The organism is Streptomyces sp. NPDC049887 (genome assembly GCF_040656535.1).
Classification (GTDB): Bacteria; Actinomycetota; Actinomycetes; order Streptomycetales; family Streptomycetaceae; genus Streptomyces.
The window spans coordinates 299,334-325,525 of record NZ_JBFAMM010000002.1; the positions used below are offsets into that span (position 1 = coordinate 299,334).

Below are 26,192 nucleotides of genomic sequence, written 5' to 3' on the forward strand. Positions count from 1 at the left end.
CACCCCGGACGGCCTCTTCCGGGCGGTGACGGCCCTCCGCGACCGCTCGGGTCTGGATTCCAGCACGGTCTACGACCTCACGGTCGACGCCCGCAACACCTCACGAGGCCCCGGGACGGGACGGGCGGGCATCGGCACCACCACACCTGGCACCGCGGGACACACCGCGGCACGGCGGGCACGGCACGACACGACACGACAGGCGCCGAACAGCACGGCACGACGGAGCACAGCACAGCACAGGAACGAGGGAACCTCATGGCACGGATGCCGTCGGCCGAGCGGCGCCGGCAGCTGATCGAGGCAGCGATCCGGGCGATGACCCGTGACGGTGTCCCCAGGACGACGACACGGTCGATCGCCGCCGAGGCGGACGTGTCGCTGAGCGTCTTCCACTACTGCTTCGACTCCAAGCAGGAACTGCTGGAGTCCGTCATCGAGGCGATCACCGAGCACTACATCTCGGTGGTGCGGGAGGCGATCCGGCCCAAGGCGACCCTGCGGGAGACGGTCCGCGCGGGATTCCAGGCCTACTGGGACCATGTCTGCGCCAACCCCGGTGAACACATGCTCACCTACGAGCTGACCCAGTACGCGCTGCGCCAGCCGGGGTTCGAACATCTGGCACGCCGTCAGTACGAGCTGTACACGGACACGTTCACCGAGCTCATCGACCAACTGCGCAACGACATGGGGATCGAGACGAGCGTCCCCGTCGCGGTCCTGGCACACTACCTGGCCGTCATGACCGACGGGCTCACCCTGAACTTCCTGGTCCTCGGCGACGCGGCCGCCGCATCGGACGTCCTGGACACGATCGCCGACCAGGTCGTGCACCTCGTCCGCGCCGAGAACCGGCCGGCCGTGCCAGGGGCCACCTGACGGCCCGCTCGCACTCGCTCCTGCCTCGGCCCGGACGGCCCCGCGCACATCCGTCGATCGCCGCCGCACGGGCCGCGCGGGACGGCACCCGACGGGGCCGCCCCACCGCCTCGCCCGACAGCTCGTTCTTCCGTTTTCCCATACATTGGGGTATATGCGAGTTTCACCTCACCGCTCGCAGAGCGGCCGTGGCCGTGGCGGAAGAACGCCGTGGACGCTCGGCCGCCCGGCCCGTGCGATGGCCGCCGCCACCGCGGCCGCGGCGCTCGCCGGGCTCACGGCCTGCGGGACGGCCGGGGAAGCGCCCAAGGACGCGGGCGCCCCCTCGGGCGGGGGCGGCTTCACGATCGGGCTGCTGCTCCCGGACGTCCACACCGCGCGCTGGGCGACCGCCGACAAGCCCCTCATCCAGGCGAAGGTCAAGGCGCTGTGCCCCGACTGCAAGCTGCTGCACGCCTACGCCTCCGCGGACGTGGCCACTCAGCAGCAGCAGATCGAGTCCATGATCGCGAAGGGGGCCAAGGTCCTCATCCTCGACCCCGTCGACGACAAGGCACTGCGGTCCTCGGTCGCCCGGGCCCGGGACGCGAACGTGCCGGTCGTCTCGTACGACCGCCTCGCCCAGGGGCCCGTTTCCGCCTACTCCAGCTACGACTCGGAGGAGATCGGCAGGATCCAGGCCCAGGAGCTTCTCAAGGCGATGGGACCCAAGGCCCGCGGCGGCGAGATCGTGATGATGAACGGCGACCCCACCGACCCCAACACCCGGGATCTGCGCCGGGGCGCGCTGTCCGTGCTCCAGGGCAAGGTGAAGATCGCCAGGTCCTACTACACCGGCGGGTGGATACCGGAGAACGCCTTCCGGAACATGTCCGCGGCGATCGCCGAGCTCGGCCCGGACCGCATCGACGGCGTGCTGTCGGCCAACGACGGGCTGGCGGGCGGTGTCGTCACGGCGCTCAAGGCGGCAGGCGTCAAACCGCTGCCGCCCGTCACCGGGCAGGACGCCGACCTGTCCGCCGTCCGCAGGATCGTCAAGGGCGAGCAGTACATGACCGTCTACAAGTCCTTCGAGGCGGAGGCCGAGGCCGCCGCCGAGATGGCCGTCGCCCTGGGACGCGGCGAGAAGCTCGACGACGTCGCCCGGGACCGCGTGCGCAACGACACCGACGAGGGCATCCCCGCGGTCCTGGGGCCCCTGGTGCCCGTGACCGCGTACAACGTCGAGGCCACGGTGGTCAGGAGCGGCCTCTACACGGTCGACCAGATCTGCACCCCGGCGGTCGAGGCCGCCTGCCGGAAAGCGGGACTCACCGGATAGCGGGCCGGATGCCGCCGGTGTCCCCGGCGAGGCCGCCGGCCGGAGCGACGGACGGGACGGGCGAAGGAGATGGTTCAGGTGCCGAACGCCCCACTCCTGGCGATGCGCCAGATCAGCAAGCGGTACGGCGCCGTGTGGGCACTGACCGACATCGAGCTGGAGATCAACGCCGGCGAGGTCGTCGCCCTGGTCGGCGACAACGGCGCCGGCAAGTCCACGCTGGTCAAGGTGATCACCGGGGTCGGACCCGCCGACAAGGGCGTCATCGAGTGGAACGGCCGACCCGTGCGGATATCCCGCCCCCGTGACGCCCAGGCCCTGGGCATCACCAGCGTCTACCAGGACCTCGCCCTGTGCGAGACGCTCGACGTCGTCGGCAACATCTTCCTGGGGCACGAACTCGGCGGAAGCTGCGTCCTCGACGAGGTGTCCATGGAACGACGGGCCCAGGAACTGGACGTGCTGGAGTCGCTGTCGACGCGCCTCCCCAGCTTCCGGGTGCCCGTCGCCTCGCTCTCCGCCGGGCAGCGGCAGACTGTCGCCATCGCCCGCGCGCTGCTCAGCGAACCCAGGCTGCTCATCCTGGACGAGCCCACCGCCGCGCTGGGGGTCAGACAGACCGCCCAGTTCCTGGACCTGATCGAACGGCTGCGGGACCGAGGGCTCGGGGTGCTCCTGGTGAGCCACAACCTGGGCGACGTGAAGGCGGTCGCGGACCAGGTAGCGGTGCTCCACCTCGGCCGCAACAACGGCTTCTTCAGCGTGCCGACCACCTCCCAGGAGCAGATCGTCTCCTCCATGACCGGCGCCACCAACAACGCCGTGACCCATCGCCGGGACCGGTGGGGGGAGGTGCTGCGGTGAAGCGGACCGGGGCGTCGGAGCGCACCGGGGCCACGAGACCCGGCGAGGGCGCGGCCCGGGGCACCCCCGCGCGCGCCGGCCGAGGCCGTGTGGACACCGACAGGGGTTTCAGGGGCCACGCCCTGGACTTCGCCCGCCGGATGCGCAGCGGCGAGTTCGGCGCGGTCCCGGGAGTCGCCGCCGTCGCCCTGCTGTGGATCATCTTCCAGAGCCTGGACCAGCAGTTCCTCTCTCCGCGCAATCTGTCCAACCTCAGCATCGACATCGTCGGCACGGGCATGATCGCGCTCGGTCTGGTCTTCGTGCTGCTCCTCGGCGACGTGGATCTGTCCGTCGGCTCCGTCAGCGGGCTCACGGCGGCCGTGTTCGCCGTGCTCAACGTGAACCAGGGCATGCCGGAGTGGGCGGCCGTGCTCGCCGCCCTGGTGGTGGGTGCGGCGGTCGGCGCCGCTCAGGGCTTCTTCTCGGCCCGCCTCGGCGTCCCGGCGTTCGTCGTCACCCTGGCGGGGCTGCTGGCCTGGAACGGGCTCATGCTGTACGTGCTGGGCTCCAGCGGCACCATCAACCTCCCCGAGCAAGGCTTCATCCACGCCCTGACCAGCTACTACTTCCGGGAGACCGCGGTCGCCTACGGGCTGGCCGCGCTGAGCGTGGCCGTGTTCCTCCTGGCGTCGTGCCGGGACTCCCGCCGGCGCCGGTCCGTCGGTGTGGCGTACCGGCCGCTCAGCGTCGTCGTCATGCGCACGGCCGCGGTGGCGGCGGTCGCCTTCGCCGCCGCGTACGTCCTGAACCGCTTCCAGGGCCTGCCGCTCGCGCTGCTGATCTTCCTGGTGTTCGTCGTCGGCCTGGACTTCGTGCTGCGACGCACCTTCTACGGCCGCAGGATCGTGTCCATCGGCGGCGGTCGCGAGGCGGCCCGCCGTGCCGGGATCAACGTGGTGTGGCTGCGGATCTCGGCGTTCATGGTGTCCGGGACGCTGGCCGCGGTCGGTGGGCTCTTCCTGGCCTCCAGGGTGGCCGCGGTCGGCCAGACGTCGGGCTCCAGCATCCTCCTGATCAACGCGATCGCCGCGGCCGTGATCGGCGGCGTGAGCCTGTTCGGCGGGCGGGGGACGACATGGTCCGTGCTGCTGGGCATGCTCGTCATCCAGTCGATCGCGTCGGGCATGGTGCTGCTGGGCATCCCGACGCCGATGCAGTCGGTGATCACCGGATGTGTGCTGCTCGCCGCGGTGGTCCTCGACTCGTTGGCACGGCACTCGCAGAAGGCGCACGGCAGGGCGTGACCCGGCCGGTGCGGAGGCGCGCCGCGGCACCCGGCGGCGCGCGGGACCGACGGCCGGTGCGGGGAGCGGGGCCGTGGGGGGTCGGTCCCGCACGGGCCGGGACGGCCGGTGCGGTGCCCGGCGGCGTCCTGGGCCCCCGCGGCTACTCGAAACGTGCGGTGTCGCCGGCGCCCCGGCGGACGATCTCCGGTTCGCCGCCGGACAAGTCGATGACGGTGGTCGGCTCGGTGCCGCAGTCGCCCGAGTCGAGCACGGCGTCCACCACGTGGTCGAGCCGTTCCTTGATCTCCCACCCCTGAGTCATCGGCTCGTCCTCGCCGGGCAGGAGGAGGGTGCTGGACAGCAGGGGCTCGCCGAGTTCCTCGACGAGCGCCTGCGCGACGACGTGGTCGGGGATGCGGACGCCGACCGTCTTCTTCCTGGGGTGCAGCAGCCGGCGCGGCACCTCCTTGGTCGCCGGCAGGATGAACGTGTAACTGCCGGGGGTGGCCGCCTTGACCGCCCGGAAGACGTCCTTGTCGACGTGCACGAACTGGCCGAGCTGGGCGAAGTCCCGGCATACCAGGGTGAAGTGGTGGCGGTCGTCGAGATCGCGGATCGACCGGATCCGGTTGATGCCCTCCCGGCTGCCGAGGCGGCAGCCCAGGGCGAAACAGGAGTCCGTCGGGTACACGACGAGGCCGTCGGACCGGATGGTGTCGGCCACGGTGCCGACGGTACGGCGCTGGGGGTTCTCGGGATGGACGTCGAAGTACTTCGCCATCCGGCGAGTGTAGGTGATCAGGGTCGATCCGCCCCCCGGCGGGCGGAGACGTTCGAGGAGGCGGGGGCCGGCCGCGGGCGGGACGGGGCGGGATTCCGGCGAATCGCCGGTGCGGGTGCGTGCGGGGGCGCACGCTGGGCATGCCCGACTCCGGGTGCCCCCCGGCACGTGCGTGCGGAGAGGCAACCGGACGAGCGGCGACTGACGAGCGATCATGACAGGTGCACTGATCGCACCCACCGATGCGGAGGAGTGGAACGGATGCCGAACGAGCGCGCAGGCCGGCCGGCGCGGCCGGAGGACCTGATCGATGTGCCTCGGCTGGTGACGGCGTACTACGCCTTGCACCCCGATCCGGCGGACCCCGCCCAGCGGGTCGCCTTCGGCACCTCGGGGCACCGCGGGTCCTCGCTCGCCACGGCCTTCAACGAGGACCACATCGCCGCGACCAGCCAGGCGATCTGCGAGTACCGGAGCCGGCAGGGCGTCGACGGGCCGCTGTTCCTCGGCGCCGACACCCATGCGCTGTCCGAACCCGCGAAGGTCACTGCGGTCGAGGTGTTCGCGGCCAACGGCGTCACCGTGCTGGTCGACGAGGCCGACGGCTACACCCCCACCCCGGCCGTCTCGCACGCCATCCTGGTCCACAACCGCGGCCGCACCTCCGGCCTGGCCGACGGTGTGGTGGTCACGCCGTCGCACAACCCACCGTCGGACGGGGGCTTCAAGTACAACCCGCCGAACGGCGGGCCCGCCGGTTCCGAGGCGACCGGCTGGATCCAGGAGCGCGCCAACGAGATCATCACCGGCGGGCTGAAGGACGTACGCCGCATCCCCTGGGCCCGGGCGCTGGCCGCCGCGACGACCGGCCGGTACGACTTCCTGGGTTCCTACGTGTCCGACCTGCCGTCCGTGCTCGACCTCGACGCGGTGCGCGCCGCGGGGGTGCGCATCGGCGCCGACCCGCTGGGCGGGGCGTCCGTGGCGTACTGGGGCCGCATCGCCGAGCAGCACCGCCTCGATCTGACCGTCGTCAACCCGCTCACGGACCCGGCGTGGCGCTTCATGACGCTGGACTGGGACGGCAGGATCCGCATGGACTGCTCCTCCCCGTACGCGATGGCGTCCCTGATCGAGCAGCGCGACCGGTTCCAGGTCGCCACGGGCAACGACGCCGACTCCGACCGGCACGGCATCGTCACCCCGGACGGCGGGCTCATGAACCCCAACCACTATCTGTCCACGGCGATCTCGTACCTCTACTCCCACCGCGCCGAGTGGCCGGCCGGAGCGGCGGTCGGCAAGACACTGGTGTCGTCGAGCATGATCGACCGGGTGGCGGCCGACCTCGGCCGGGAGCTGCGCGAAGTGCCGGTCGGCTTCAAGTGGTTCGTGGACGGTCTGCTCGACGGCTCGCTCGGCTTCGGCGGTGAGGAGTCCGCCGGAGCCTCGTTCCTGCGGAGGGACGGCTCGGTGTGGACGACCGACAAGGACGGCATCGTGCTCGCCCTGCTCGCGTCCGAGATCCTGGCCGTGACGGGGGCGTCGCCCAGCCGCCACTACGCCTCGCTCACCGAGCGGTTCGGCGAACCGGCCTACGCACGGGTCGACGCTCCCGCGACCCGCGAGGAGAAGGCCGTGCTGAGCCGGCTCTCCCCCGAGCAGGTGACCGCGGACACCCTGGCCGGGGAGCCGATCACCGCGGTGCTGACCCACGCGCCGGGCAACGGCGCACCGATCGGCGGCATCAAGGTGACCACCGCCAACGCCTGGTTCGCGGCGCGGCCTTCGGGCACGGAGGACGTCTACAAGGTGTACGCCGAGTCGTTCCTCGGGCCGGACCATCTGACGAGGGTCCAGGACGAGGCCCGGTCCGTGGTGGCAGCGGCCCTGCGCGGCTGAGCCCGCCGCGGCGGCGGGGCCGGGCCGTCAGAGCGGTTCGTCCCCGGAGGGCCGGACGAGGGGCAGGCAGACCCGGAACCGGGTGTCGCCCGGGTGCGAGGCGACGCGAATGTCACCGCCGTGCTTGTTGACCACGATCCGGTACGAGATGTCGAGTCCCAGGCCCGTCCCCTCGCCGACCGGTTTCGTCGAGAAGAACGGTTCGAAGATGCGGGGGCGGATGTCGGGATCGATGCCCGTGCCCGTGTCCCGTACCTCGACGTAGGCCTTGCCGCCCTCGTGCCAGGTGGCGAGGGTGAGGGTGCCGTCGCCGTCCATGGCGGAGAGGGCGTTGTCGATGAGGTTCGTCCACACCTGGTTGAGCTCCGCGCCGTACGCGGGGACGAGCGGCATGTCCCCGTCGTACTCCTTCTCCACCCGCACCCCGGCGGGGATCTTGGCCTTGAGCATCACCAGGGTGGCGTCCAGGAGTTCGTGGACGTCCACGGGCTGCTGGGCGGCGCGGTCGAGCTGGGAGTACTGCCGTGCCGCGTCCACCAGTCCGGAGATGCGGCGGACGGCGTCCTCGATCTCGCCCATCAGCATCTCGGTGTCGACGGTGTAGTTCAGCCAGGCCACCGCCGCCCGGCGGTTCTCGTCGGACAGTTCCGCGGTGGCGTCGGCGAGCCAGTCGGCGTCGATGCCGCCGGAGACGAGAGTGGGCGCGATGTCCCAGGCGTTCTCCAGCCCTGCATCCTCCAGCCAGTCGCCCAGTTCGTCCTCGGCGTCCGCCGCCTCGATCGCCGAGAGCCGGCGGGCGTCCCGGGCCCGCCGCACCGCGGCGTCCTGCATCTCCACGAGCTCGTGGAGGCGCTTGCCGTCGACGCGGCCGTCGGCGATCAGCGCCAGCTTGTGCCGCATGCGGGTCACCCGGTCACGCAGGGTGTCGGTGGCGCGGGCCGCCGCTGCGGCGGGGTTGTTGAGCTCGTGGGTCAGACCGGCGGTCAGCGAGCCGAGGGCGAGCAGCCGCTCGCGCTCTCCGACGATGATGTCACTGGCCCGGAGCCCGAGGAACAGTCCTTCGAGCAGATGCAGGGCCATGGGGAACCAGGTCCGGATGGCCGTGGCGAACTCGGACGCGGGCAGGACGAACAGCTCCACGTCGGTCACCGCACGCATCGTGTTCGGATACGCCTGGTCCACGCGGTCGCCGAGGTAGGCCTGGGTGGCCCCGCCGTAGGCGCCGCGCTGGTCGCTGCGGCTGAGTTCGATCTCGTCTCCGTGGAGCTGACGGCTGATCGCGACGGTGCCGGAGAGCAGCACGAAGAAGCAGGTCGCGCCCTCGCCCTGGGCGTACACGGGCGTTCCCGCCCCGCGCGCCTCCACCCGCCCGCGTTCGGACAGCCAGGCAAGCTGGTCGTCGTCGAGCGCCTCGAAGAGGAACAGGGTGCGCAGCTCGTCCGGGGTGAGCACCTCCCGTGAGACCGAGGCTGTCATTGGGCCTCCAGATAGCGGTGCACGAGCGTGACGGCCATCGCCCCTTCGCCGACCGCGGACGCCACCCGCTTGACCGACTCGGCGCGGACGTCCCCCGCCGCGAACACCCCGGGCACGCTGGTCTCGAGGTGGTACGGCGCCCGCACCAGCGGCCAGCGGGGCGACCGTCCGCCCGCCTCGGGGAGGTCGGGGCCGGTCAGGACGAATCCCCGGTCGTCACGGGCGACCAGTCCGTCCAGCCACTGCGTCTGCGGTTCGGCCCCGATGAACACGAACAGCCAGGTGGCGTCGACCTCCGTCAGGGCCCCGGTGCGGTTGTCCCGCAGGGTCAGCCGCTCCAGATGGCCCTCCCCGCCCCCGGCGGCCACCTCGGTGCACGGATGGATCTCGATGTTGGGCACGTCCTCGATCTGCTGGATCAGATAGGCGGACATGGAGTGGGTCAGGTCCGGGCCGCGCAGCAGCACACGGACCCTCGCGGCGAAGCGCGAGAAGTACACCGCCGCCTGCCCGGCGGAGTTGGCGCCGCCGACGATGTAGACGTCGTCGCCGCGGCAGCTGGCCGCCTCGAAGGCCGCCGAGCCGTAGAAGACGCCCGCACCGCAGAAGCCGTCGAGCTGTGCGCCCGCGAGGCGCCGGTAGGTGACGCCCGTCGCGAGGACGACGGTGTGCGCGCCGACCGAGGTGCCGTCCGCGAACCGCAGGACGCGTCCGGACCCCGCGGCCTCCAGCGCCACCACCTCGGTGGCGCTGAGCATCTCGGCGCCGAACCGGGCCGCCTGCCTTCGCGCCCGGTCGGTGAGCTGCGCGCCGGTGACCCCGTCGGGGAAGCCCAGGTAGTTCTCGATCCGGCTGCTCTGCCCCGCCTGGCCGCCGGTGGCGCTGCGCTCGACGAGCACGGTGCGCAGCCCCTCGGAGGCGGCGTAGACGGCGGCGCCCAGCCCGGCCGGGCCGGCTCCGATGACGACGACGTCGTAGAAGTCGGCCGCGGGGCTGGTGCGCAGGCCGACGTGGGCGGCGAGTTCCGCCTCCGTGGGGGCGTGCAGCACCTTGCCCTCCGCGGTGACGACGAGGGGGACGTCCGCCGGTGTGAGCCCGGCCGCCTCGAGCAGCTGGGCGCCCTCGGGTTCGTCGGCGGCTATCCACCGGTACGGCACGAGGTTGCGCGCGAGGAACTCCCGTACGGCGAAGGAGGGGGCGGACCAGCGGTGGCCCACCAGCCTCGTCTCGGGCGCGTCCGGGTCGGATGCCGCGTCCCAGATGTCGACCAGGGTGTCGAGCACGGGGTAGAGGTGCTCCTCCGGCGGGCTCCAGGGCTTGAGCAGGTAGTGGTCGAGATCGACGACGTTGATCGCGTCGATCGCCGCGCCCGTGTCCGCGTACGCGGTGAGCAGCACCCGTCGCGCCCGGGGGAACAGGTCCATGGCGGCCTCCAGGAACTGGACGCCGTTCATGGTGGGCATGCGGTAGTCGGCGATCATCACGGCGACCGCCTCGCCCCGCAGCCTGACCTCGCGCAGGGCTTCGAGACCCTCGTCGCCCGAGGTGGCGCGCAGCACCCGGAAGCGGTCGCCGTAGTGGCGCCGCAGATCGCGGGCGATGGCCCGGGAGACTCCTGGATCGTCGTCGACGGTCAGGATCGTCGCCTTAGCCATCTCTTCATGATGCGCCCGCGGTCGGACGGGCGCCTGCCGGGACGGCGTCTCCCCCGGGCGTCCCCCGCCCCGGGCCTTGCCGGGGTGCGCTCTCCGCCCGCGCTCGCGGGCGCAGGGGCCGGGCTCGCGGCCGTACGGACCGGAACGGCTCCGGCCCGTACGGCCCCCCGGACGGAAGGGCCCTGCCCGCGCGGGAGCACCTGCTGTGAGCGCAGGCGGAAGCCCCGGCGGGGGCGCAGACTGAGTGTCGTCGGGCCGAGACCGAGCCTCCTCGTGCGACGCAGAGGAGTCCGATGGCACATTCAGCCACGCCCACCCCCGGGGAACTGCCGGAGGAGCCATACCGGACGGGCCCGCGCGCCCGGTTCCCCGCGCACGCGGTCCTCCGCGGCTGCCGCGCCGCCGTCGTGCTGCCCGCGGTGCTCGCCCTCGGTCTGCTGGTCGCGGGAGACCCGGAGCTGGCGGGCTTCGCGGCGTTCGGGGCGTTCGCCTCCCTCGTCATCGCGTCCTTCGGGGGCTCCCGGAGTGCCGGGGCCCCGGCCTTCGCCCTGTTGCTCGCGGTCGGGGGGCTGATGGTGGCCGCGGGCTGCCTGGCGTCGCTGAGCCTGCCGTCCGCCGTGCTCGTGACCCTCCCCGTGGCCTTCCTCGCCTACTACTTCGCGATCGAGGGCCCGCACGGAGGGTCGGGGGCGACGGCCGCGCTGCTGGGCTACGTGCTGGCGGCCGCCACCCCGGCCCCGCTGTCCGAACTGCCCGTGCGCGTCGGCGGCTGGTGCCTCGGAGTCGCGGCCGGAGGGGTCGCCACGCTGCTGCTGAGGGCCCCGGCTGGCGAGGACTCCTTCCGTTCGGCGGTCTCGAGCATGGCGCGGGCGCTCGGCCGCCACCTGTCGGCACTGCTGGACGGCGCGGCGGGGCCGGACGAGGCGCGGTCCTCGGATAGGGCGGTACGCGCGATGCTCACGGAGTTCACCTCCGGGATGCACCAGCCGAGCGGCACCAGGTCCGCCGACCGGTCGCTGACGGACGTGGTCGGGGCGCTCCTCTGGGCCAGAGGGCTGATCGGCGAGGCCGCGAACCGGTGCGTGGGAGGTCTGAGCCGGGCGGACGGGCCCGAGACGGAGGTCCTGGAGGCGTCGGCCGAACTGCTGCACCGGACGGCGGACTTCCTCGACGACGAGGGCCCGGAGCCCGACGTGACACAGGTCCAGCGCCTGCTGGCGGCGTACGGGACGCGGGTGGACTGCATGGACCAGGAGTCCCCGCCGTCCGGGACGTTCGTCTCCCACGCCTTCTACACCGTCAACATCGGTGAGGCGGCGGCGACCACCGCGGTGGAGACCCTGCGTGCGGTGCGCCGGCCCCCTTCCCACCGGCCGCACATCGCCTGGCGCCGGGCCGTCGCCCCGTGCCGGTCGTCGCTGCGGCACCTGGCCGGCCGGGCGCGCCGCAGCAGCGTGGTCACGGCCTGGCGGGACTCGGCGACCATCGACTCGATCTGGTTCGTCAACGCGCTGCGCTCGGCGGTCGCCATGGCGCTGACCATCGCCGTCGTCCACCTGGCGGGGCTCGACCGGGGCTTCTGGGCGCTGCTCGGCGTGCTCGCCGTGCTGCGCACGAGCGTCGCGTCCACCGGGTCCCGGGCCGTGGTCGCCCTGCTGGGAACGGTCGCGGGTGTCGTCGTGGGCGGCGTGCTGATCGGCCTCGCGGGCAGCGACTCGGCCGTCGTGTGGGCGGTCTTCCCCCTCGTCGTGTGGCTCGCCGCGTTCAGTCCCGGTGCGCTGCCCGACGTGGTCGGCCAGGCGGCGTTCACCGTGGTCGTCCTCTGCCTCTACACGCTCCTCTCCCCCTCGGGTTGGCAGTTGGGGCTCGTCCGTCTGCAGGACGTGGCCGTCGGGGCCGCGGTCAGCCTGCTCGTCGGGGCCCTGATGTGGCCCCGCGGCGCCGCGGGAGTCCTGCGGAGCAACATGGCCGAGGTGTTCCGGCTGGGCGGCCGGGACCTGACCGCGTCCACCGGTTGGGCGCTGGGCTTCGTCACCACCCGTCCGTCGGTTCGTCTGACCGCGTCGTCGCCCTCGACCCGCCACATGCACGACTCCCTGCGCGGCTACCTGGCCGAGCCCGCCTCCCGCGGGATGGAGCGGGCGGACCTGTGCTTCCTGTCCTCCTCGGCCGTCTGGCTGCGGATGACGACGAGCGGCCTCGCCCGGCAGTCGCAGGTCGTGCTGGACCAGGATCCCGACCGCTTCCGGCTCGGCGACCTCGCGTCGCAGCTGGCGACGTTCTACACCCGGCTCGGGGACCGGCTGGAGCGGGCGGATGTGCCGGACCCGGCGGGCGGGCCGCCGGACGGCCGCGTCGCGCTCTCCGGGGTCGTGCCCCGCACATGCCGCTCCTGGTGGGTGTACGAGTACCTCCTCCATCTCGACCGCCAGGCCGCGCGGCTGACGGCACCGGCGCTCCGGCTGGCCAGGGACCCGGGCACGGGCGGCCGGTGGTTCGGGCGCGCCGGCCCGCCCGAGCCCGCGGTACGGGGCCGTTCCGGCGAGCGGTGGTGACGTCCGGGCCGTCCGCGGCGACGAGCGGGGGCGAGCCCGCACGCGCCACGACCGTCGAACCGTCCTTCGGCCTCGTCCTCGTCCCCACCGCCACCCAGCCGACCGAGGTACCGGTCGAGACGGCCGCACCGACCCCGCCGGCTGCCGGCGCCGCGGTGCAGTGCGTCGCGGTCGTGCCGGGGAACCGCGTGCAGCGCCAGGGAGGCGGACGCGGAGACGGCGCCCGAGCGGCCGGCCCGCTGAAACCCCGCACGGGCGTCCGAGCCGGCCGATCCGCCCGTGTCCGACACGGCCGTCCACCCGTCCCGTTCGCACCGAGGACGCCTCGACCCGGGCATTGACCCATCGGGCGTCTTTCGTACCGCCGAACGGCGGGCAGGCCGCAAACCCGTGTGGCGACAGGTCGTCAAAGGGGGAACAGAACCCGGTTCACGGGGTCCCGGAACACCCTCGAACCCCACGTCCGGGGCCCTTTGGTCACTCACCCGCATGGACTAATCACGGAGCGAGAACCCCTGCGGCCATTGGGGTGTCCGCCATTCGGAGTTGCAGCCCCCCATGGGCCGTGAGTCCTTGGAAAGCGTGTCCCGCCGGTTCTCACCATCAGGAGGAGACATGGGCACTGTGCAGAACAGCCGACAGAACGACAGGCTGTCCGTGGTTTTCGCGGTCCGGGTCATCGAGGGCGGCGAAGAGGGATTCCTGGAGATGTACGACAAGCTCCGGAAGTCCGTCGCCGGTACTCCCGGCCACATCGTCGAGCGGCTCGGTGAGCCCGTCGACGACTCCCGCCAGTGGGTGATCACCAGCGAGTGGGAGACTCCCGAACACTTCTTCGCCTGGCAGCAGAGCGAGGACCACCGTGCACTGGTGGCCCCGCTCCGCGAGTGGGTCGACTCGACGCAGTCCCTGAGGTTCCGGATCGTCAAGGAGACCGTGAAGGAGACGTCATGACGTACACCACGAACGGCCCCGTCGCCGTCCTCGGTCTGGGCACCATGGGCAGCGGCCTGGCCTCACGCCTCCTCGGTCAAGGCATACAGGTACGGGTGTGGAACCGCACCCCGGAGCGTGCCGAGCCGCTAGCCCGGGCGGGCGCCTTCGCGGCGTCCCGCCCGAGCGAGGCGGTCGAGGGCACGAGTGCCGCCATCTGCACCGTCGCCGACGGCGACGCCCTGCGGACCGTGCTGCGCGGTCCGGACGGGATCCTGGCCCGGGGCGGCTACCCCGGCGCCCTGATCTGCGCCGGCACCGTCGCTCCCGAGGAGGTCGTCCGCCTCGCCGGGGACGCGCCCGCCGTCCTGGACGTCGGCATGCTCGGCAACCGCGACCACGCCCGCGACGGCGAACTGCGCCTGTTCGTCGGCGGCGAGGAGCGGGTCTTCACCGCCGGTCGTCCGCTGCTGGAGATGCTGGCCAAGGAGGTCGTCCATCTGGGCGCACTCGGTTCCGGCATGCGGATGAAGCTGCTCCTCAACCTGCTGATGGGCATAGAGGTGCAGGCGATGGCCGAGGCCGCCGAGCTGGCGGCCGCCTCCGGACTCGACCGGAAGCAGGTCCTGCGCACGATAGCGGGCAGCGGCTTCGCGTCGCCGGTCATGTCGTTCAAGTCCCGGCGCCTTGCCTCGAGCCGCTTCGAGGAGCCGGACTTCCGGCTGCGGCTGATGGCCAAGGACCTCATGCTCGCAACGGAGCAGGCCGCAGCTTCCGGCCTGAGCCTGCCGCTCACCGCGGCGGCCGCGGAGACCCATGTCCGCGCCATCGAGCAGGGGTTCGGTGACGAGGACTGCGCCGCGGTCACCCGCGCCCTCACACGGAAACCGGGAACCGACAAATGATCATCGACATCCACGGACACCTGTCCCCGCCGGAGGCGGCCGAACGCTTCCCCATGCCCCCCAGCCTGACCGACGTGGACGGAATGCTCGCCGCCCGGGCCCAGGCCGGAATCGACCTCACCATCATCGGCAGCCCCGTCGGCGCCGGGGCGATGGCACGGGTCCCGGGCGTGGACAACTACAAGCAACCGCGCGACCGGCTGCGTGGCTTCCACGCGTGGATGTCGGGCCTGATCACCACGTTCCCGGACCAGTTGCGCGGGTACGTCTACGCGAACCCGTTCGGGGACGACGACCATCTGGAAGGGGTGCGGGAGACGCTGGCGGACCCCGCCTTCGTCGGCCTGATCACCACTTCCAGCGTGCACGGCGAGCTGCTCGGCTCGCCGCGGGCGGACTCCTTCTTCGCGCTGGCCGCCGAGGCAGGAGTACCCGTCATGGTGCACGCACCGGCGGAACCGGTCGGCACGGAGCGGGTGGAGAACATCGCCTTCGTCGAGCAGATCGGCCGTTTCGGCGACGTCACCATGGGCATGGCCATGATCGCTTTCGCGGGGTGGCTGGACAAGTACCCCGGTCTGCGACTGATCGGCGCGACCGGCGGCGGTGCCATGGCACTGCTGCCCGAGCGCCTCCAGATGGCGGCGCGCCCCCGGCACTGGGGCGGGGGCGCGCCGCCCTCCGCCCCGCCGGAGGCCGGCCGGCCGGCGGGGGGCCCCGGGCCGACCGTCCCGGCGTCGCCCGACCCTGGCGCCGCACTGCAGCGCATGTACGTCGACACCAGCCCGTTCAGCCCGGCGCACCTGACCCTCAACGCGGAGGTCCTGGGGCCCGAGCGGATGCTTTTCGGCACCGACTCGCCGCCGCTGTCCGTGCCGCTCGAGGACCTCGTCCGCATGATCGAGAAGCTGCCCGTCGACAAGGCGGCCCAGCAGCGCATCCTCGGCGGCAACGCCGAGGCCCTCTTCGACCTCAGGAGCCGTCCGTGACCACGACGCACGACCCCGTCGCCGCAGCCGAACGGTGCACCGCGGAGTTCCGGCGGAACCCGCACCCGGTGTACGCGCACCTCCGGGACACCGCTCCCGTCTGCCCGATGACACCGCCGCACGGCATCGAGACGTACCTGATCACCCGGTACGAGGACGCGCGCGCGGCGCTGTCGGACCCCCGGCTGAGCAAGGACATGTACGGGGCCATGGACGCGTACCGGAGGATCTTCGGTGACTCGTCGGTGGCACTGGACGACAACATGCTCAACTCCGACGCGCCGAAGCACACCCGGCTGCGCAAACTGGTCAACTCCGAGTTCACCCCGCGCCGGGTCGAGGCCCTGCGGCCGAAGATCCAGGAAATCGTGGACCGGCTGCTCGACGCCTGCCCGACCGGGGAGCCGTTCGACCTGCTTCCGGCGTTCGCCTTCCCGGTGCCGATCACGGTGATCTGCGAGCTGCTCGGCGTACCGCCGAAGGAACGCTCGCTGATGCAGGAGCTGTCGACGACGGTCGCCCAGACGGGCTTCGGCGAGGAGTTCAAGCGGGCCCAGCAGCAGGCGGAGGAGAACCTCCACGCCTACTTCACCGAGCTCATCGCACGCAAGCGCGCCGAGCCGGGCGACGACCTGCTCAGCGCGCTCGCCGCGACCCAGGACCAGGAGGGCGGGCTGACCGGCAACGAACTGGTCTCCACGGCGTTCCTGCTGATGTTCGCCGGCCACAAGACGACCGCGTACCTCATCGGCAACGCCGTGTACCACTTCCTCGCCAACCCGGCACAGCTCCGCGCCGTGCAGGCGGACCCGGAGCTGACCGGCCCGGCGGTGGAGGAACTGGTCCGCTTCGACGGCTCGGTCGAGAGCGCGACGTTCCGGTACGCCACCGAGGACATGGAGATCGGCGGCACCCGGATCCCCAAGGGCGCCCTGGTGCAGATCTCGCTGCTGTCGGCCAATCGCGACCCGCTGAAGTTCGAGAACCCGGACGAGTTCGACGTGCACCGCCAGGGCACCGCCGCCCACATCGGCTTCGGGCACGGCGGTCACTACTGCCTGGGCGCGCCGCTGGCCCGGCTGGAGACGCAGTTGGCGCTGAACGGCCTGTTCGGCCGGTTCCCGAGGATCGCACTGGCCGATCCCCAGGCCGGGCCGGCGTGGATGGAGGTGCCGTTCCCGGCCTTCCGCGGCCTCACGGAACTGCCGGTCGTGCTCGAACCCGCCGCCTCCTGAGCGGCGGCGTCCGGAACGCCGCGGTGCGAGCCCGTACCCCCGAGCCGGGCTCGCACCGCGGCCCCGTGTCACGGTGCCCCGGGGCGCGCCGGTGGGTACGGTCGGAACCATGCGACGGGCCGGCGCGGTACTGATCGACATCGACGGTGTCCTCACCGTCTCCTGGGAACCCCTCCCGGGGGCGGTCCAGGCCATGGAGCGCCTGCGGGAGCGGCGCGTCCCCCTGGCGCTGGTCACCAACACCACGTCGCGCACCCGCGAGTCCGTCGCCGCCGCACTGGCCGGGGCCGGCTTCCCGGTGGCCGCGGACGACGTCCTGACCGCGCCCGCCGCGACCGCGGCGTATCTCGCCGCGCGGTTCCCCGGGGCTCGATGCCTGCTCCTCAACAGCGGTGACATCGCCGGGGACCTCGAAGGGGTCGCCGTCGTCGGCCCTGAGGACGACGCCCCGGCGGACGTGGTCGTCGTCGGCGGCGCGGGGCCCGAGTTCGGCTACGCGGCGCTGAACCGCGCGTTCGCCCATCTCCGGCGCGGCGCTCACCTGGTCGCCATGCACCGCAATCTGTACTGGCGGACCGACGCGGGGCTCCAGCTCGACTCGGGCGCGTTCCTGGCCGGCCTGGAACGGGCTGCCGGCACGGAGGCCGAGGTGATCGGCAAGCCGTCGGGGGCCTTCTTCGCCACCGCCCTGGCCCGTCTCGGCGCCGATCCCGCCGGGACGCTCATGGTGGGCGACGACATCGAGTCCGACGTCCTCGCGGCACAGCGCCACGGGCTCACCGGGGTCCTGGTCAGGACGGGCAAGTACCGGCCCGGGACCCTCCGGGACGCGTCGGGGGCGCCGGACCACGTCCTGGACTCCTTCGCCGATGTGCCGGGGCTGCTGGAGCGGCTGGCAGGACGGAACGGCTGAGCAACCCGGGGCGCCTACCGGCACCTACGACGCCGTCGGCCCGGTCGTCCCGTTCGGCGACTGGATCGAGCTGTCCCGCGCGGTCGGCGGGCACACCGGGGCGGTCGTGACGGCGGACGCGGCATGGCTGCTCGCCAACGACGTGGCCGGGTTCATGGGGCCGGAGTCCCTCCCCATGTGGCTGGACGAGCCGGGGCCCGGCGGCCCGGACGCGACGCGCAGGACACGAGCGGCACGAACGACACCGCGTGATCTCGACACCACCGCGTGATCGCACAGGGCACGCGGGTCACCGGGCGACGGGACGTGCCGGGCCCGGCGCAACCCCGTCGCAACGTCGCCGGGGGTTGACTCGGCCACCACGCCGCGCGAAGCGCCGCGGCGGGGAAGGGGCGGAACGTGTATCTGCGTCATACGGAGCGCCCGGTGCGCGGGTGGGCACCTCGGCCCCCGGACCGCGCGTCATGAGCGCCGGGACGGACCCGCTCGCGCCCGTGGAGCTCACGCCCGCCGCGGCCGGCCTCGTACGCCGGCTGACCGCGGCCCACGGGCCCTTGATGTTCCACCAGTCGGGAGGCTGCTGCGACGGCAGTGCCCCCATGTGCTATCCGGCGGGCGAGTTCCGCACCGGCGGCTCGGACGTGCTGCTGGCCGAGCTCGCCGTCGAGGGCGTCGACGCGCCGGTGCCCTTCTGGATGTCGGTGAGCCAGTACGAGGCGTGGCGCCACACGCGTCTGATCGTGGACGTCGTCGAGGGGCGAGGCAGCGGGTTCTCGCTGGAGGCCCCCGAGGGTGTGCGGTTCCTGACCCGCTCCCGGATGCTCGGCACCTGATCCCCCGCCCCGGCGACGCCCCGGTGCGGTGGGGGGATGGTCCGCCACGTACCGGGCGGGGGCTCCCCCGGACCGGGCGGTGTCGGGGGGGCTCGTGCGGTGACGGCGCCGCGTCGCCGCGCGGGACGGCGCGGCGGTGGCTAGCGTGGCTCGCGGGGAGTCCCCGACCCTCACCATCCGCACGGAAGAGAGTCACCGTCATGGCAGACGCACCCGAAGGCACACCGATCTGGGCCGACGCGATGTTCTCCGACCTGGAGGGGGCCAAGACCTTCTACGGCGAGGTCCTGGGCTGGACGTTCGGCGAGTCGTCGTCGGAGTACGGCGACTACACGCAGGCGTACGCGGACGGCAAGGCCGTCGCCGCGGTGGTGCCGCCCATGCCCGGGCAGGAAGGGCACTCCCAGTGGTGCCTCTATCTGGCTTCCCCGGACGCCGCCGCCACCGCGGGCAAGATCCGGCAGAACGGCGGCACCGTGCTCATGGAGCCGATGCAGGTCGGCGACTTCGGGACGATGTGCCTGGCACAGGACCCGAGCGGCGTCGCCTTCGGCGTCTGGCAACCGGGTACGCACAAGGGCTTCGAGGCGACGAACGTACCCGGATCCTTCTGCTGGGCGGAGGTCTTCACCCGTGAGCCCGGGAAGTCGGACGCGTTCTTCCCCGCCGTCTTCGGCTACGGCGTGAAGGCGGTCGCGGATCCCGGGATGGACTTCAAGGTGTTCGACCTGGGCAGCGATCCCGTCCTCGGACGGATGAGGATGACGGACGAGGAGTTCCCGCCCGAGGTGCCCTCCTACGTCCAGGTCTACTGGACCGTCGCGGACTGCGACGACGCGGTGGCGAAGGTCCGGAAGCTGGGCGGCAGGGTGGTGTTCGGGCCGATGTCGATGCCCTTCGGCCGGTTCGCGGCCGTGATCGACCCCCAGGGCGCGGCGTTCGCCGTCATCGACACCACCACGACCGCGGGCGAGATGCCGACGTTCACCTGACGCGCGGGCGGACGCCCGGCACCGCGTGCGACCGGTACCGGGCGTCCGCGTGCACCCGGGCCCGGCCGTCCGCCGCGGTCGCCAATGGAGAGCACGCCGTAGGCGGCACAGCGGCCCGTCGACGGCGCCACGGCATACGGGGTGCCGGCCGGAGCGCCGTTCAGCGGCGCGTGAAGGTGCCCAGGCCCGTCCCGTCGAGGTACTCGACGCGCAGCGTCCGCGCCGCCGTGCTCCCCTCCGCGAAGGAGAACGTGACGCCCGTCAGCCCCACCGCGTTCTCACCGGTCGTCTCGAAGCTGAACGTGTCGCCGTCGTAGTGGCGCAGCGGGAAACGCTTCGGCTCCGGGCCGAGTTCGAGCACGAGTCCGTCCGGACCGGTGGTGACGTCGGCCTTGCCGTAGTAGGAGTTTCCGTACGTCCCCGTGTAGGCGCCGTCGGACCGGGCGGCCTTGGCGGTGGCGGGCGGATCGGCGTAGTCGGTGGGCGACACACCAGCGTCGTCCATCTCCGTGTACAGCGCGGCGAAGAGGGCGAGCCAGTCGCGAGTGGGCTTGCCGTACTGGGCGGTGTCGAAGAAGTCCTCGGCGACGGCGTCGGCCAGCCCGACGGGCTTGCCGTTGGTGAGCACGACGATGCCGAGCTGCTCACCGGGCAGCATGGTCACGTTGGTGTTGGCGCCGAGTTCGAAGGCACCGGAGTGGCTGAGCCGCAGCCGGGCCTGGTTGTCGTAGTTCACGTTCCAGCCCAGCCCGTAGAAGCCGGTGCGGCCCGCGGGGGCCGTCGGCGGCTGGGAGACGATCTCGGGCAGATGGGTGTGTCGCAGGCTCGCCGCGTCGACGAGCTGTCTGCCGTCGAGCCTGCCTCCGGCGAGTTGGAGTCGCAGCCACCGCATCATGTCGGCCGCGGTGGAGCTGACGCCTCCCGCGGGCGCCTGGGCGTCCGCGTCGCGGACGTACTTGGCCTGCCAGGTGCCGTCGGGCCCGGGTACGTGGGTCACCGCCTTGTTCGCGGCCTTTTCGTAGTCGGCGAAGGTGGTGCTGGTGGAGTCCATGCCGGCGGGCCGGAAGAGGGTGTCCTCGGCGAGCTTCTGCCAGCTGACACCCTCCGCGCGGGCGACGGCCTCCGCACCGGCGGTGAAGCCGAAGTTCGTGTACGCGTACGAGGCGCGGAAGGGGGCCAGCGGCTCGTCGCGGAGACGGCCCAGGATGTACGCCTGGTCGTAACCGAGGTCCTCCAGCAGGTCTCCCGCGTGATCGGGCAGGCCGCTGCGGTGGGACATGAGGTCGGTGACGGTGACATGCCCGGACACCCAGGGGTCCTTGAGGGCGAAGCCGGGCAGGTGGCGGGCGACGGGTTCGTCCCAGCCGGCTCCCCGGTCGTCCGCGTCCTTGCCTGCGACGGCCCCCGCGACGACGGTCGAGCCGATCGGCTTGGAGAGGGAGGCCAGCTGGAAGACGGTGTCGGGGTCGACGGCCGCGGCCTCGCCGACGTGCCGCTTGCCGAAGCCCTTCAGGTACAGCACCCGGTCCTCGTGCACGACGCCCACCGCGACCCCGGGGACGCCGGTCTGTTTCATCATGCCCTGCACGACTCCGTCCAGCCGGGCCACGGCGCGGTCCACGTCGGCCCGGGTGAGCAGCGGCGGCGGCTGGTCCGTCGGGGGTTTCGGTACGGCTCGGGACGGCGGAGGGGTGGGGCCGGGCGAGGGGTCCCGAACGACCGCACCCGAGGTGAGGGCCGTCGCCGCGAAGAGCAGTGCGGCCAGGCCCGATGCGGCGAGCGGGCGGCCACGGCGCGGCCGCAGGCCTTTCGCGGCGTGCATGAACCCATTGAACGCCCGAATCGGGGTCCTGTCGTCCGGAGACCGTCGCCGTGCGCTTCGCACGTCCGGCCCTGAGACCCGGGCGCCGTCGTCCGCGGCGGAGGGCCGCCCCCGGGCCGGGGTCCGCCGTCGGGGCGCCGAACCCTCAGGGCTTGAGCTTGCCGACGACCTCTGCGGTCGCGGAGACACCGTCGTGGATGGTGGGCGCCATGCTCGTGCCCGCGAGGAAGAACCCGAGCAGGCCGCACACGAGGGCGTGTGAGAGCTTCAACCCGCCGTTGCGCAGGAAGATCACCGCCAGGACGAGCAACAGCAGCACCACTGAAACCGAAACGGCCATGGCCGGTCTCCCTCCGCCGCACCGGGATTGTGCGGCATTCGGGCGCCAGTGTGGCGGAGTGGAGGCGCCGGACGGCCGACTGGCATGTCCGCCGATCGGGTGGTCGTCAAACCCGTTGTTGACCCCGGACGTTGCCGCGGGTCAGTCGGGGTGGGCGAGGAGGCAGCGGCGTAGACCGGCGAGGTCGTCGGTGTCGATGTGATCGGCGCGGGCCGTGGAGCGTGAAGGGGACTGCCGCGACGAGACCGGCTCCGATGGGGTGCATGGCCACCCACTTTGGATCCGGGTAGGACGCAGTCGCCCGCCCAGGAATCGATCCCACGTCCAGAACGTATCGACAATGGACCGCTTCCAGTTCGCCACGGCCGCAGAATATGGCAGCTGATGGGCTGACACCCGGCCGGGCCACCGCCTGGCTGCCGCCGTCCTTCTCGACACCGACACCGACGCCGTGCGCGATCGTTGGCAGCCCGGCGGTCTCCGCGCCCGTCTGCTGCCGTTGGTGCGTCCGTGCTCAAGATCGTCCCGGGAAGGAGCGTCACCCTGCCCGGCCCGAGCGGCAGCAGGGTCTCCGGCGGAGGTGTGCTGGTGCGCCGCGAACAGCCGGGAACTCCGGCCGGCAGCACTGCGGTTCCCCTACTTCTTCTGGAGCCTGCTGACCGCGAAGACCGCGATCAGGCCGCAGGCCAGGCCCGCGAGACCCCAGGGACCGCTCGGGCTGTGGTCGTTGAGGTAGTAGCCGATGGCGCAGAAGACGAGGGTCACGGACAGGACGATGAGTCCCCAGAAGCGTCTTCCGGGCATTCGTCTGCTCCTTCTTGTGATGTCGGGTCGCAAGACCCTTCCTGCGGCTCTGGCTGGAGCACGGTGCGTCGGTCCGGGTCGGCCCCCCTTGGGAGGCTGGAGCCCGTACCGGGCAGGCCGGGCCCCCGAGGGTGTCGGGGGGTGCACGACCGTGATGGCGAAGCCAGGCTCGCCACGGCGGCAGGATACGGCAGATGATGATCCCGCCTTCGGCCCGGCCGGCACCTGCCGGCCGTCGTCGGGCCGACACCGGTGTCGTTCGTGGACGTCCACGAACAGCGCGATCACCAGACGCTCCGGCAACCGGAAGACGGACGGCACGCCCGGCCACCACCGCAGACGGTCCGACGGGCCGAGTCCGTGCAAACCTGCCGGAGCCCGGCGCCCGCTCCCTCGCCGCGGCCGTACGACGTCGGCCGCGGCGCCCCTCATCGGCCGTGCCCCCGGGCCCCGCGTCACTGCGGGCCGGGCAGCGAGACGAGTTCCGCCAGCACCTCCTTGTGACGACCCGGGGTGCCGAGGGCGATCTCGTCGGCCTTGGCCCTCTTGAGATACAGGTGCGCGGGGTGCTCCCAGGTCATACCGATACCGGCGTGGAGCTGGACGCATTCCTCGGCGGCGCGCACCGCCACCCGGGAGCAGTGCGCCTGGGCTACGGAGACCGCGAGCGGTGCCTCGGCGCTTCCGGTGGCGAGCGCGTCCGCCGCGTTGCGCGCCGCAGCGCGCGCTCCGGCGACATCGAGCCACAGTTGCGCCATCCGGTGCTTCAGTGCCTGGAACGAGCCCACGGGCCGGTTGAACTGGTACCGGTCACGCGTGTACCGGACCGTCTCCTCCAGACACCATTCCGCGATCCCCAACTGCTCCGAGGCGAGCAGCCCGGCGCCGGCGAGAAGCCCGCGGCGCACCGCCGCGCCGGCCTGCTCCGCGTCCGCCAGCCGGGTGCCGGAGCCTTCCGCGGTGGTGACGGAGGCGAGGGGGCGGGTGAGGTCGAGCGCGGTGAGCGGTTCGATCGCCGCGTCGCCGCGCTCCACGGCGTGGAGGCCGTCGTCCCTGAGCACGAGGAGGACATCGGCGGCGGCGGCGTCGGCGACGCCCGTGACGGTCGTTCCGCTCGGGCGACCGGCCCCGGCGGAGGCGGCGAGCGGGAGGGCGAGGACCGCCACGGTCCGGCCGGCGGCCAGCCCCTTCAGGAGACCCGTGGCACCCTCACGCGCCCCGCCGAGCGCGAGCAGCGTCTCGGTGGCGATGACCGAACTGGTCAGGTAGGGCGCGGGGGTGACCCCGCGGCCGAGCTCCTCCAGCACGACCGCGGCCTCGCGGTGACCGGCGCCCTGGCCGCCCAGTTCCTCGGGCACGAGCAGTCCGGCCGCGCCGATGCCGGCCGCGAGCGACTGCCAGAGCCCGTCGTCGTAGGGCGATCCCGACTCGGCGCGGGCGAGGGTGGCCGTGTGGTCGGACCGACCGGTGAGCAGGGAGCGAACCGCGGCCCTCAGGTCGTCCTCGGTCTCGGAGTAGAGGAGGTCGGGCTGTGTGCTCATCGCGCGAGGTCCTTCCAGGGGACGTCCTTGTCGTTGCGGGGTTCGGCGGGCAGTCCGAGCACCCGCTCGGCGACGATGTTGAGCAGCACCTCGCTGGTGCCGCCCTCGATCGAGTTGCCCTTGGAACGCAGATAGCGGTAGCCCGCGTCACGGCCGGTGAAGTCGACCAGTTCGGGGCGGCGCATGGTCCAGTCGTCGTACAACAGGCCCTCGCCGCCGCGGAGTTCCACCTCGAGGCCGCTGATCTGCTGGTTCAGCCGGGCGAAGCCGAGCTTCATGCCCGATCCCTCGGGGCCGGGCTGGCCCGCGGCGAGCTGCTGGCGCAGTCGTTCGCCGGTGAGCCGGGAGACCTCGGCCTCCACCCACAGGGTGAGCAGCCGCTGGTGGAGGTCGTGGGTGCGCAGCTCCGGACGGTCGCGCCAGGTGCGGGCGACGGGCCCGATCATTCCGCCTTCGCGCGGCAGCCGCATGCCGCCGATGGAGACGCGTTCGTTCATGAGGGTGGTCTGGGCGACCTTCCAGCCCTCGCCGACGGGGCCGAGGCGGCGGGAGTCGGGAATCCGCACGTCCGTGAGGAAGACCTCGTTGAACTCGGCCTCGCCGGTGATCTGGCGCAGCGGCCGGACCTCGACGCCCGGGTCGCTCATGTCGCAGAGGAAATACGTGATGCCCCGGTGCTTGGGAGCGTCCGGGTCGGTGCGGGCGATGAGGATGGCCCAGCGGGCGACGTGTGCGCTGGATGTCCACACCTTCTGGCCGTTGACCACCCAGTCGCCGTCGGCGCCCTCCCGGACGGCGCGGGTGCCGAGCGCGGCCAGGTCGGAGCCGGCGCCGGGCTCGCTGAACAGCTGGCACCAGACCTCCTCGCCGACCCAGAGCGGCCGCAGGAACCGCCGCTTCTGCTCCTCGCTGCCGTAGGCGAGGATCGTGGGCGCAGCCATGCCGAGGCCGATGCCGATCCGGCGGGGGTCGTTGTCGGGGGCGCCGGCGGCTTCCAGTTCGGCGTCGACGACGGCCTGCAGCGAACGGGCCGCGCCGAGTCCGCCGAGTCCGGCCGGGTAGTGGACCCAGGCCAGACCGGCGTCGAAGCGGGCCTTGAGGAAGTCGGTCCGCCCGGTGGTGGCGGGCGGGTGTGCCGCGAGGAACTCGCGGGTGCGCTGGCGCAGTTCGGCGGCGTCGGTCATGCGGCCGCTCCTTCCGGGAGGACGACGAGGCGTCCGGTGGTGGTGCCGTCGGCGACCCGCTGGACGGCGTCGGCGGCGTCCTTGAGGGCGACTCGGTCGCTGACGAGGGGCTTGATCAGTCCCCCGGCCGCCAGGTCGGTGAGCGTCTCGTGGCAGCGGAGCACGGCCCGGGGGTCCTTCCGGTTGTAGAGGCCCCAGTGCAGTCCGACGATCGAGTAGTTCTTCACCAGCGCGTGGTTGAGCGCCGGGCTGGGGATGCCGCCGCTCGCGAAGCCGACGACGAGGATGCGGCCCTCGAAGGCGACGCACCTGGCGGACTTGGCGTAGGCGTCGCCGCCGACCGGGTCGTAGACGACGTCGGCACCGCGGCCGCCGGTGGCGTCCTTCACCGCGGTGACGATGTCGTCCTCACGTCGGTCGATGACCAGGTCGCAGCCGAGCTCGCGGGCCACCGCGGCCTTCTCCGGTCCGCCGACGACGCCGATGACACGGGCGCCGGCGGCCTTGCCGAGTTGGACCGCCGCACTTCCGACGCCGCCGGACGCGGCGTGCACGAGAAGGGTCTCGCCCTCCTGGAGGTTCGCGCGGCGGTGCAGTCCGAACCAGCCTGTCTGGTAGCCGATGTGCAGTGCCGCGGCCTCGGCGTCGTCGAGGGCGTCGGGGGCGGGGAGCAGCGCGGCCTCGTCGGCGACGGCGTACTCGGCGAGCCCGCCGTACGGCAGGGCAGGGGTGGCGATGACGCGGCGGCCGTCCTCGGTCTCACCGCAGATCTCCACCCCGGGGGTGAAGGGCAGCGGCGGCGTCACCTGGTAGTGGCCGCGGCAGAGCAGCGCGTCGGGGAAGTTGACGTTGGCGGCCCGCACCCTGAGCAGGACCTGTCCTTCGCCGGGCTCCGGGCGGCCGGTCTCCTCCAGGCGCATCACCTCGCCCGGCTCGCCGTTCCGGTGCACTCGCCATGCCTGCATTCGGGCCTCCGCGGTGTGTAGGGCGTACCACT

22 protein-coding genes and 1 pseudogene are annotated in these 26,192 nt (G+C 72.6%); 14 read left to right on the forward strand and 9 right to left on the reverse strand.

Translation table 11 applies throughout. From position 1 onward, the window contains the following. Positions 1–258: 258 nt before the first annotated feature. The 4 genes from AB0J10_RS03460 to AB0J10_RS03475 all read left to right on the forward strand — a co-directional run bounded on the left by AB0J10_RS03460 (position 259) and on the right by AB0J10_RS03475 (position 4,353). Positions 259–882, forward strand: coding sequence for a TetR/AcrR family transcriptional regulator (locus AB0J10_RS03460; RefSeq protein ID WP_363057321.1), 624 nt, complete (start codon positions 259–261; stop codon positions 880–882). A gap of 154 nt (positions 883–1,036) precedes the next feature. Further along, complete coding sequence (locus AB0J10_RS03465) at positions 1,037–2,203, forward strand: substrate-binding domain-containing protein (RefSeq protein WP_363057323.1); 1,167 nt, start codon at positions 1,037–1,039, stop codon at positions 2,201–2,203. Between the two features lie 69 nt (positions 2,204–2,272). Further along, entirely contained in the window at positions 2,273–3,067 is a 795-nt protein-coding gene (locus AB0J10_RS03470; RefSeq protein ID WP_363057325.1) for an ATP-binding cassette domain-containing protein, read from the forward strand. Next, positions 3,064–4,353, forward strand: coding sequence for a sugar ABC transporter permease (locus tag AB0J10_RS03475; protein WP_363057327.1), 1,290 nt, complete (start codon positions 3,064–3,066; stop codon positions 4,351–4,353). The genes AB0J10_RS03470 and AB0J10_RS03475 overlap by 4 nt, the downstream gene beginning before the upstream one ends. A 142-nt stretch (positions 4,354–4,495) precedes the next feature. On the opposite strand, the gene AB0J10_RS03480 is transcribed toward AB0J10_RS03475, so the two are convergent. Further along, entirely contained in the window at positions 4,496–5,116 is a 621-nt protein-coding gene (locus AB0J10_RS03480) for an L-threonylcarbamoyladenylate synthase (protein WP_363057329.1), read from the reverse strand. 261 nt (positions 5,117–5,377) lie between these two features. Here AB0J10_RS03480 and pgm point away from each other — a divergent pair, with 261 nt between their 5' ends. Beyond that, the gene (gene pgm / locus AB0J10_RS03485) at positions 5,378–7,018 is read left to right on the forward strand and encodes a phosphoglucomutase (alpha-D-glucose-1,6-bisphosphate-dependent) (protein WP_363057331.1); all 1,641 of its coding nucleotides are present in this window, start codon (positions 5,378–5,380) and stop codon (positions 7,016–7,018) included. A gap of 27 nt (positions 7,019–7,045) precedes the next feature. Here the strand turns inward: pgm and AB0J10_RS03490 are convergent, their stop codons facing one another. Both AB0J10_RS03490 and AB0J10_RS03495 read right to left on the reverse strand, forming a co-directional pair. Continuing rightward, positions 7,046–8,494 (reverse strand): ATP-binding protein, encoded by a 1,449-nt coding sequence (locus AB0J10_RS03490; protein ID WP_363057333.1) that lies wholly within the window; start codon positions 8,492–8,494, stop codon positions 7,046–7,048. Beyond that, complete coding sequence (locus AB0J10_RS03495) at positions 8,491–10,149, reverse strand: FAD-dependent oxidoreductase (RefSeq protein ID WP_363057335.1); 1,659 nt, start codon at positions 10,147–10,149, stop codon at positions 8,491–8,493. Before AB0J10_RS03495 ends, AB0J10_RS03490 begins: the two co-directional genes overlap by 4 nt. Before the next feature lie 293 nt (positions 10,150–10,442). Here AB0J10_RS03495 and AB0J10_RS03500 point away from each other — a divergent pair, with 293 nt between their 5' ends. The 9 genes and pseudogenes from AB0J10_RS03500 to AB0J10_RS03540 all read left to right on the forward strand — a co-directional run bounded on the left by AB0J10_RS03500 (position 10,443) and on the right by AB0J10_RS03540 (position 19,504). Next, the gene (locus AB0J10_RS03500) at positions 10,443–12,704 is read left to right on the forward strand and encodes an FUSC family protein (RefSeq protein ID WP_363057337.1); all 2,262 of its coding nucleotides are present in this window, start codon (positions 10,443–10,445) and stop codon (positions 12,702–12,704) included. 615 nt (positions 12,705–13,319) lie between these two features. Next, positions 13,320–13,658: an antibiotic biosynthesis monooxygenase family protein gene (locus AB0J10_RS03505; RefSeq protein ID WP_363057339.1), complete on the forward strand. Its 339-nt coding sequence runs from the start codon at positions 13,320–13,322 to the stop codon at positions 13,656–13,658. Beyond that, entirely contained in the window at positions 13,655–14,542 is an 888-nt protein-coding gene (locus tag AB0J10_RS03510) for an NAD(P)-dependent oxidoreductase (protein WP_363057341.1), read from the forward strand. The genes AB0J10_RS03505 and AB0J10_RS03510 overlap by 4 nt, the downstream gene beginning before the upstream one ends. Continuing rightward, entirely contained in the window at positions 14,539–15,531 is a 993-nt protein-coding gene (locus AB0J10_RS03515; protein ID WP_363057343.1) for an amidohydrolase family protein, read from the forward strand. The genes AB0J10_RS03510 and AB0J10_RS03515 overlap by 4 nt, the downstream gene beginning before the upstream one ends. Then, a complete protein-coding gene (locus tag AB0J10_RS03520) occupies positions 15,528–16,766 on the forward strand; it encodes a cytochrome P450 (RefSeq protein ID WP_363057345.1) in 1,239 nt (412 codons plus the stop codon). Before AB0J10_RS03515 ends, AB0J10_RS03520 begins: the two co-directional genes overlap by 4 nt. 109 nt (positions 16,767–16,875) lie before the next feature. Continuing rightward, positions 16,876–17,679 (forward strand): HAD-IIA family hydrolase, encoded by an 804-nt coding sequence (locus AB0J10_RS03525; RefSeq protein WP_363057347.1) that lies wholly within the window; start codon positions 16,876–16,878, stop codon positions 17,677–17,679. A 16-nt stretch (positions 17,680–17,695) separates the two neighbouring features. Next, positions 17,696–17,875, forward strand: a pseudogene (locus AB0J10_RS03530) (oxidoreductase); the annotation flags it as partial. A gap of 268 nt (positions 17,876–18,143) precedes the next feature. Then, positions 18,144–18,512, forward strand: coding sequence for a DUF779 domain-containing protein (locus AB0J10_RS03535; protein ID WP_363057349.1), 369 nt, complete (start codon positions 18,144–18,146; stop codon positions 18,510–18,512). A gap of 200 nt (positions 18,513–18,712) precedes the next feature. Beyond that, complete coding sequence (locus tag AB0J10_RS03540) at positions 18,713–19,504, forward strand: VOC family protein (RefSeq protein ID WP_363057351.1); 792 nt, start codon at positions 18,713–18,715, stop codon at positions 19,502–19,504. A gap of 160 nt (positions 19,505–19,664) precedes the next feature. Here the strand turns inward: AB0J10_RS03540 and AB0J10_RS03545 are convergent, their stop codons facing one another. The 6 genes from AB0J10_RS03545 to AB0J10_RS03570 form a co-directional block, all read right to left on the reverse strand. Continuing rightward, positions 19,665–21,326: a serine hydrolase gene (locus AB0J10_RS03545; protein WP_363057353.1), complete on the reverse strand. Its 1,662-nt coding sequence runs from the start codon at positions 21,324–21,326 to the stop codon at positions 19,665–19,667. 145 nt (positions 21,327–21,471) lie between these two features. After that, positions 21,472–21,666 carry a hypothetical protein gene (locus AB0J10_RS03550; protein ID WP_138051660.1) on the reverse strand — a complete coding sequence of 65 codons (195 nt, stop codon included), beginning with the start codon at positions 21,664–21,666 and terminating at the stop codon, positions 21,472–21,474. Positions 21,667–22,302: 636 nt separating this feature from the next. Continuing rightward, positions 22,303–22,470: a hypothetical protein gene (locus AB0J10_RS03555; RefSeq protein WP_363057355.1), complete on the reverse strand. Its 168-nt coding sequence runs from the start codon at positions 22,468–22,470 to the stop codon at positions 22,303–22,305. 455 nt (positions 22,471–22,925) lie between these two features. After that, positions 22,926–24,011 (reverse strand): acyl-CoA dehydrogenase family protein, encoded by a 1,086-nt coding sequence (locus tag AB0J10_RS03560; protein ID WP_363057357.1) that lies wholly within the window; start codon positions 24,009–24,011, stop codon positions 22,926–22,928. Then, positions 24,008–25,195 carry an acyl-CoA dehydrogenase family protein gene (locus tag AB0J10_RS03565; RefSeq protein ID WP_363057359.1) on the reverse strand — a complete coding sequence of 396 codons (1,188 nt, stop codon included), beginning with the start codon at positions 25,193–25,195 and terminating at the stop codon, positions 24,008–24,010. The genes AB0J10_RS03560 and AB0J10_RS03565 overlap by 4 nt, the downstream gene beginning before the upstream one ends. Beyond that, positions 25,192–26,160: an NADPH:quinone oxidoreductase family protein gene (locus AB0J10_RS03570; protein WP_363057361.1), complete on the reverse strand. Its 969-nt coding sequence runs from the start codon at positions 26,158–26,160 to the stop codon at positions 25,192–25,194. The genes AB0J10_RS03565 and AB0J10_RS03570 overlap by 4 nt, the downstream gene beginning before the upstream one ends. Between the last annotated feature and the right edge of the window lie 32 nt (positions 26,161–26,192).

Coding starts and splice junctions, on each gene's coding strand:
- AB0J10_RS03460 (WP_363057321.1), top strand. CDS start 259: ATGGCACGGATGCCGTCGGCCGAGCGGCGCCGGCAGCTGATCGAGGCA.
- AB0J10_RS03465 (WP_363057323.1), top strand. CDS start 1,037: ATGCGAGTTTCACCTCACCGCTCGCAGAGCGGCCGTGGCCGTGGCGGA.
- AB0J10_RS03470 (WP_363057325.1), top strand. CDS start 2,273: ATGGTTCAGGTGCCGAACGCCCCACTCCTGGCGATGCGCCAGATCAGC.
- AB0J10_RS03480 (WP_363057329.1), bottom strand. CDS start 5,116: ATGGCGAAGTACTTCGACGTCCATCCCGAGAACCCCCAGCGCCGTACC.
- pgm (WP_363057331.1), top strand. CDS start 5,378: ATGCCGAACGAGCGCGCAGGCCGGCCGGCGCGGCCGGAGGACCTGATC.
- AB0J10_RS03490 (WP_363057333.1), bottom strand. CDS start 8,494: ATGACAGCCTCGGTCTCACGGGAGGTGCTCACCCCGGACGAGCTGCGC.
- AB0J10_RS03495 (WP_363057335.1), bottom strand. CDS start 10,149: ATGGCTAAGGCGACGATCCTGACCGTCGACGACGATCCAGGAGTCTCC.
- AB0J10_RS03500 (WP_363057337.1), top strand. CDS start 10,443: ATGGCACATTCAGCCACGCCCACCCCCGGGGAACTGCCGGAGGAGCCA.
- AB0J10_RS03505 (WP_363057339.1), top strand. CDS start 13,320: ATGGGCACTGTGCAGAACAGCCGACAGAACGACAGGCTGTCCGTGGTT.
- AB0J10_RS03510 (WP_363057341.1), top strand. CDS start 13,655: ATGACGTACACCACGAACGGCCCCGTCGCCGTCCTCGGTCTGGGCACC.
- AB0J10_RS03515 (WP_363057343.1), top strand. CDS start 14,539: ATGATCATCGACATCCACGGACACCTGTCCCCGCCGGAGGCGGCCGAA.
- AB0J10_RS03525 (WP_363057347.1), top strand. CDS start 16,876: ATGCGACGGGCCGGCGCGGTACTGATCGACATCGACGGTGTCCTCACC.
- AB0J10_RS03535 (WP_363057349.1), top strand. CDS start 18,144: ATGAGCGCCGGGACGGACCCGCTCGCGCCCGTGGAGCTCACGCCCGCC.
- AB0J10_RS03540 (WP_363057351.1), top strand. CDS start 18,713: ATGGCAGACGCACCCGAAGGCACACCGATCTGGGCCGACGCGATGTTC.
- AB0J10_RS03545 (WP_363057353.1), bottom strand. CDS start 21,326: ATGCACGCCGCGAAAGGCCTGCGGCCGCGCCGTGGCCGCCCGCTCGCC.
- AB0J10_RS03550 (WP_138051660.1), bottom strand. CDS start 21,666: ATGGCCGTTTCGGTTTCAGTGGTGCTGCTGTTGCTCGTCCTGGCGGTG.
- AB0J10_RS03555 (WP_363057355.1), bottom strand. CDS start 22,470: ATGCCCGGAAGACGCTTCTGGGGACTCATCGTCCTGTCCGTGACCCTC.
- AB0J10_RS03560 (WP_363057357.1), bottom strand. CDS start 24,011: ATGAGCACACAGCCCGACCTCCTCTACTCCGAGACCGAGGACGACCTG.
- AB0J10_RS03565 (WP_363057359.1), bottom strand. CDS start 25,195: ATGACCGACGCCGCCGAACTGCGCCAGCGCACCCGCGAGTTCCTCGCG.
- AB0J10_RS03570 (WP_363057361.1), bottom strand. CDS start 26,160: ATGCAGGCATGGCGAGTGCACCGGAACGGCGAGCCGGGCGAGGTGATG.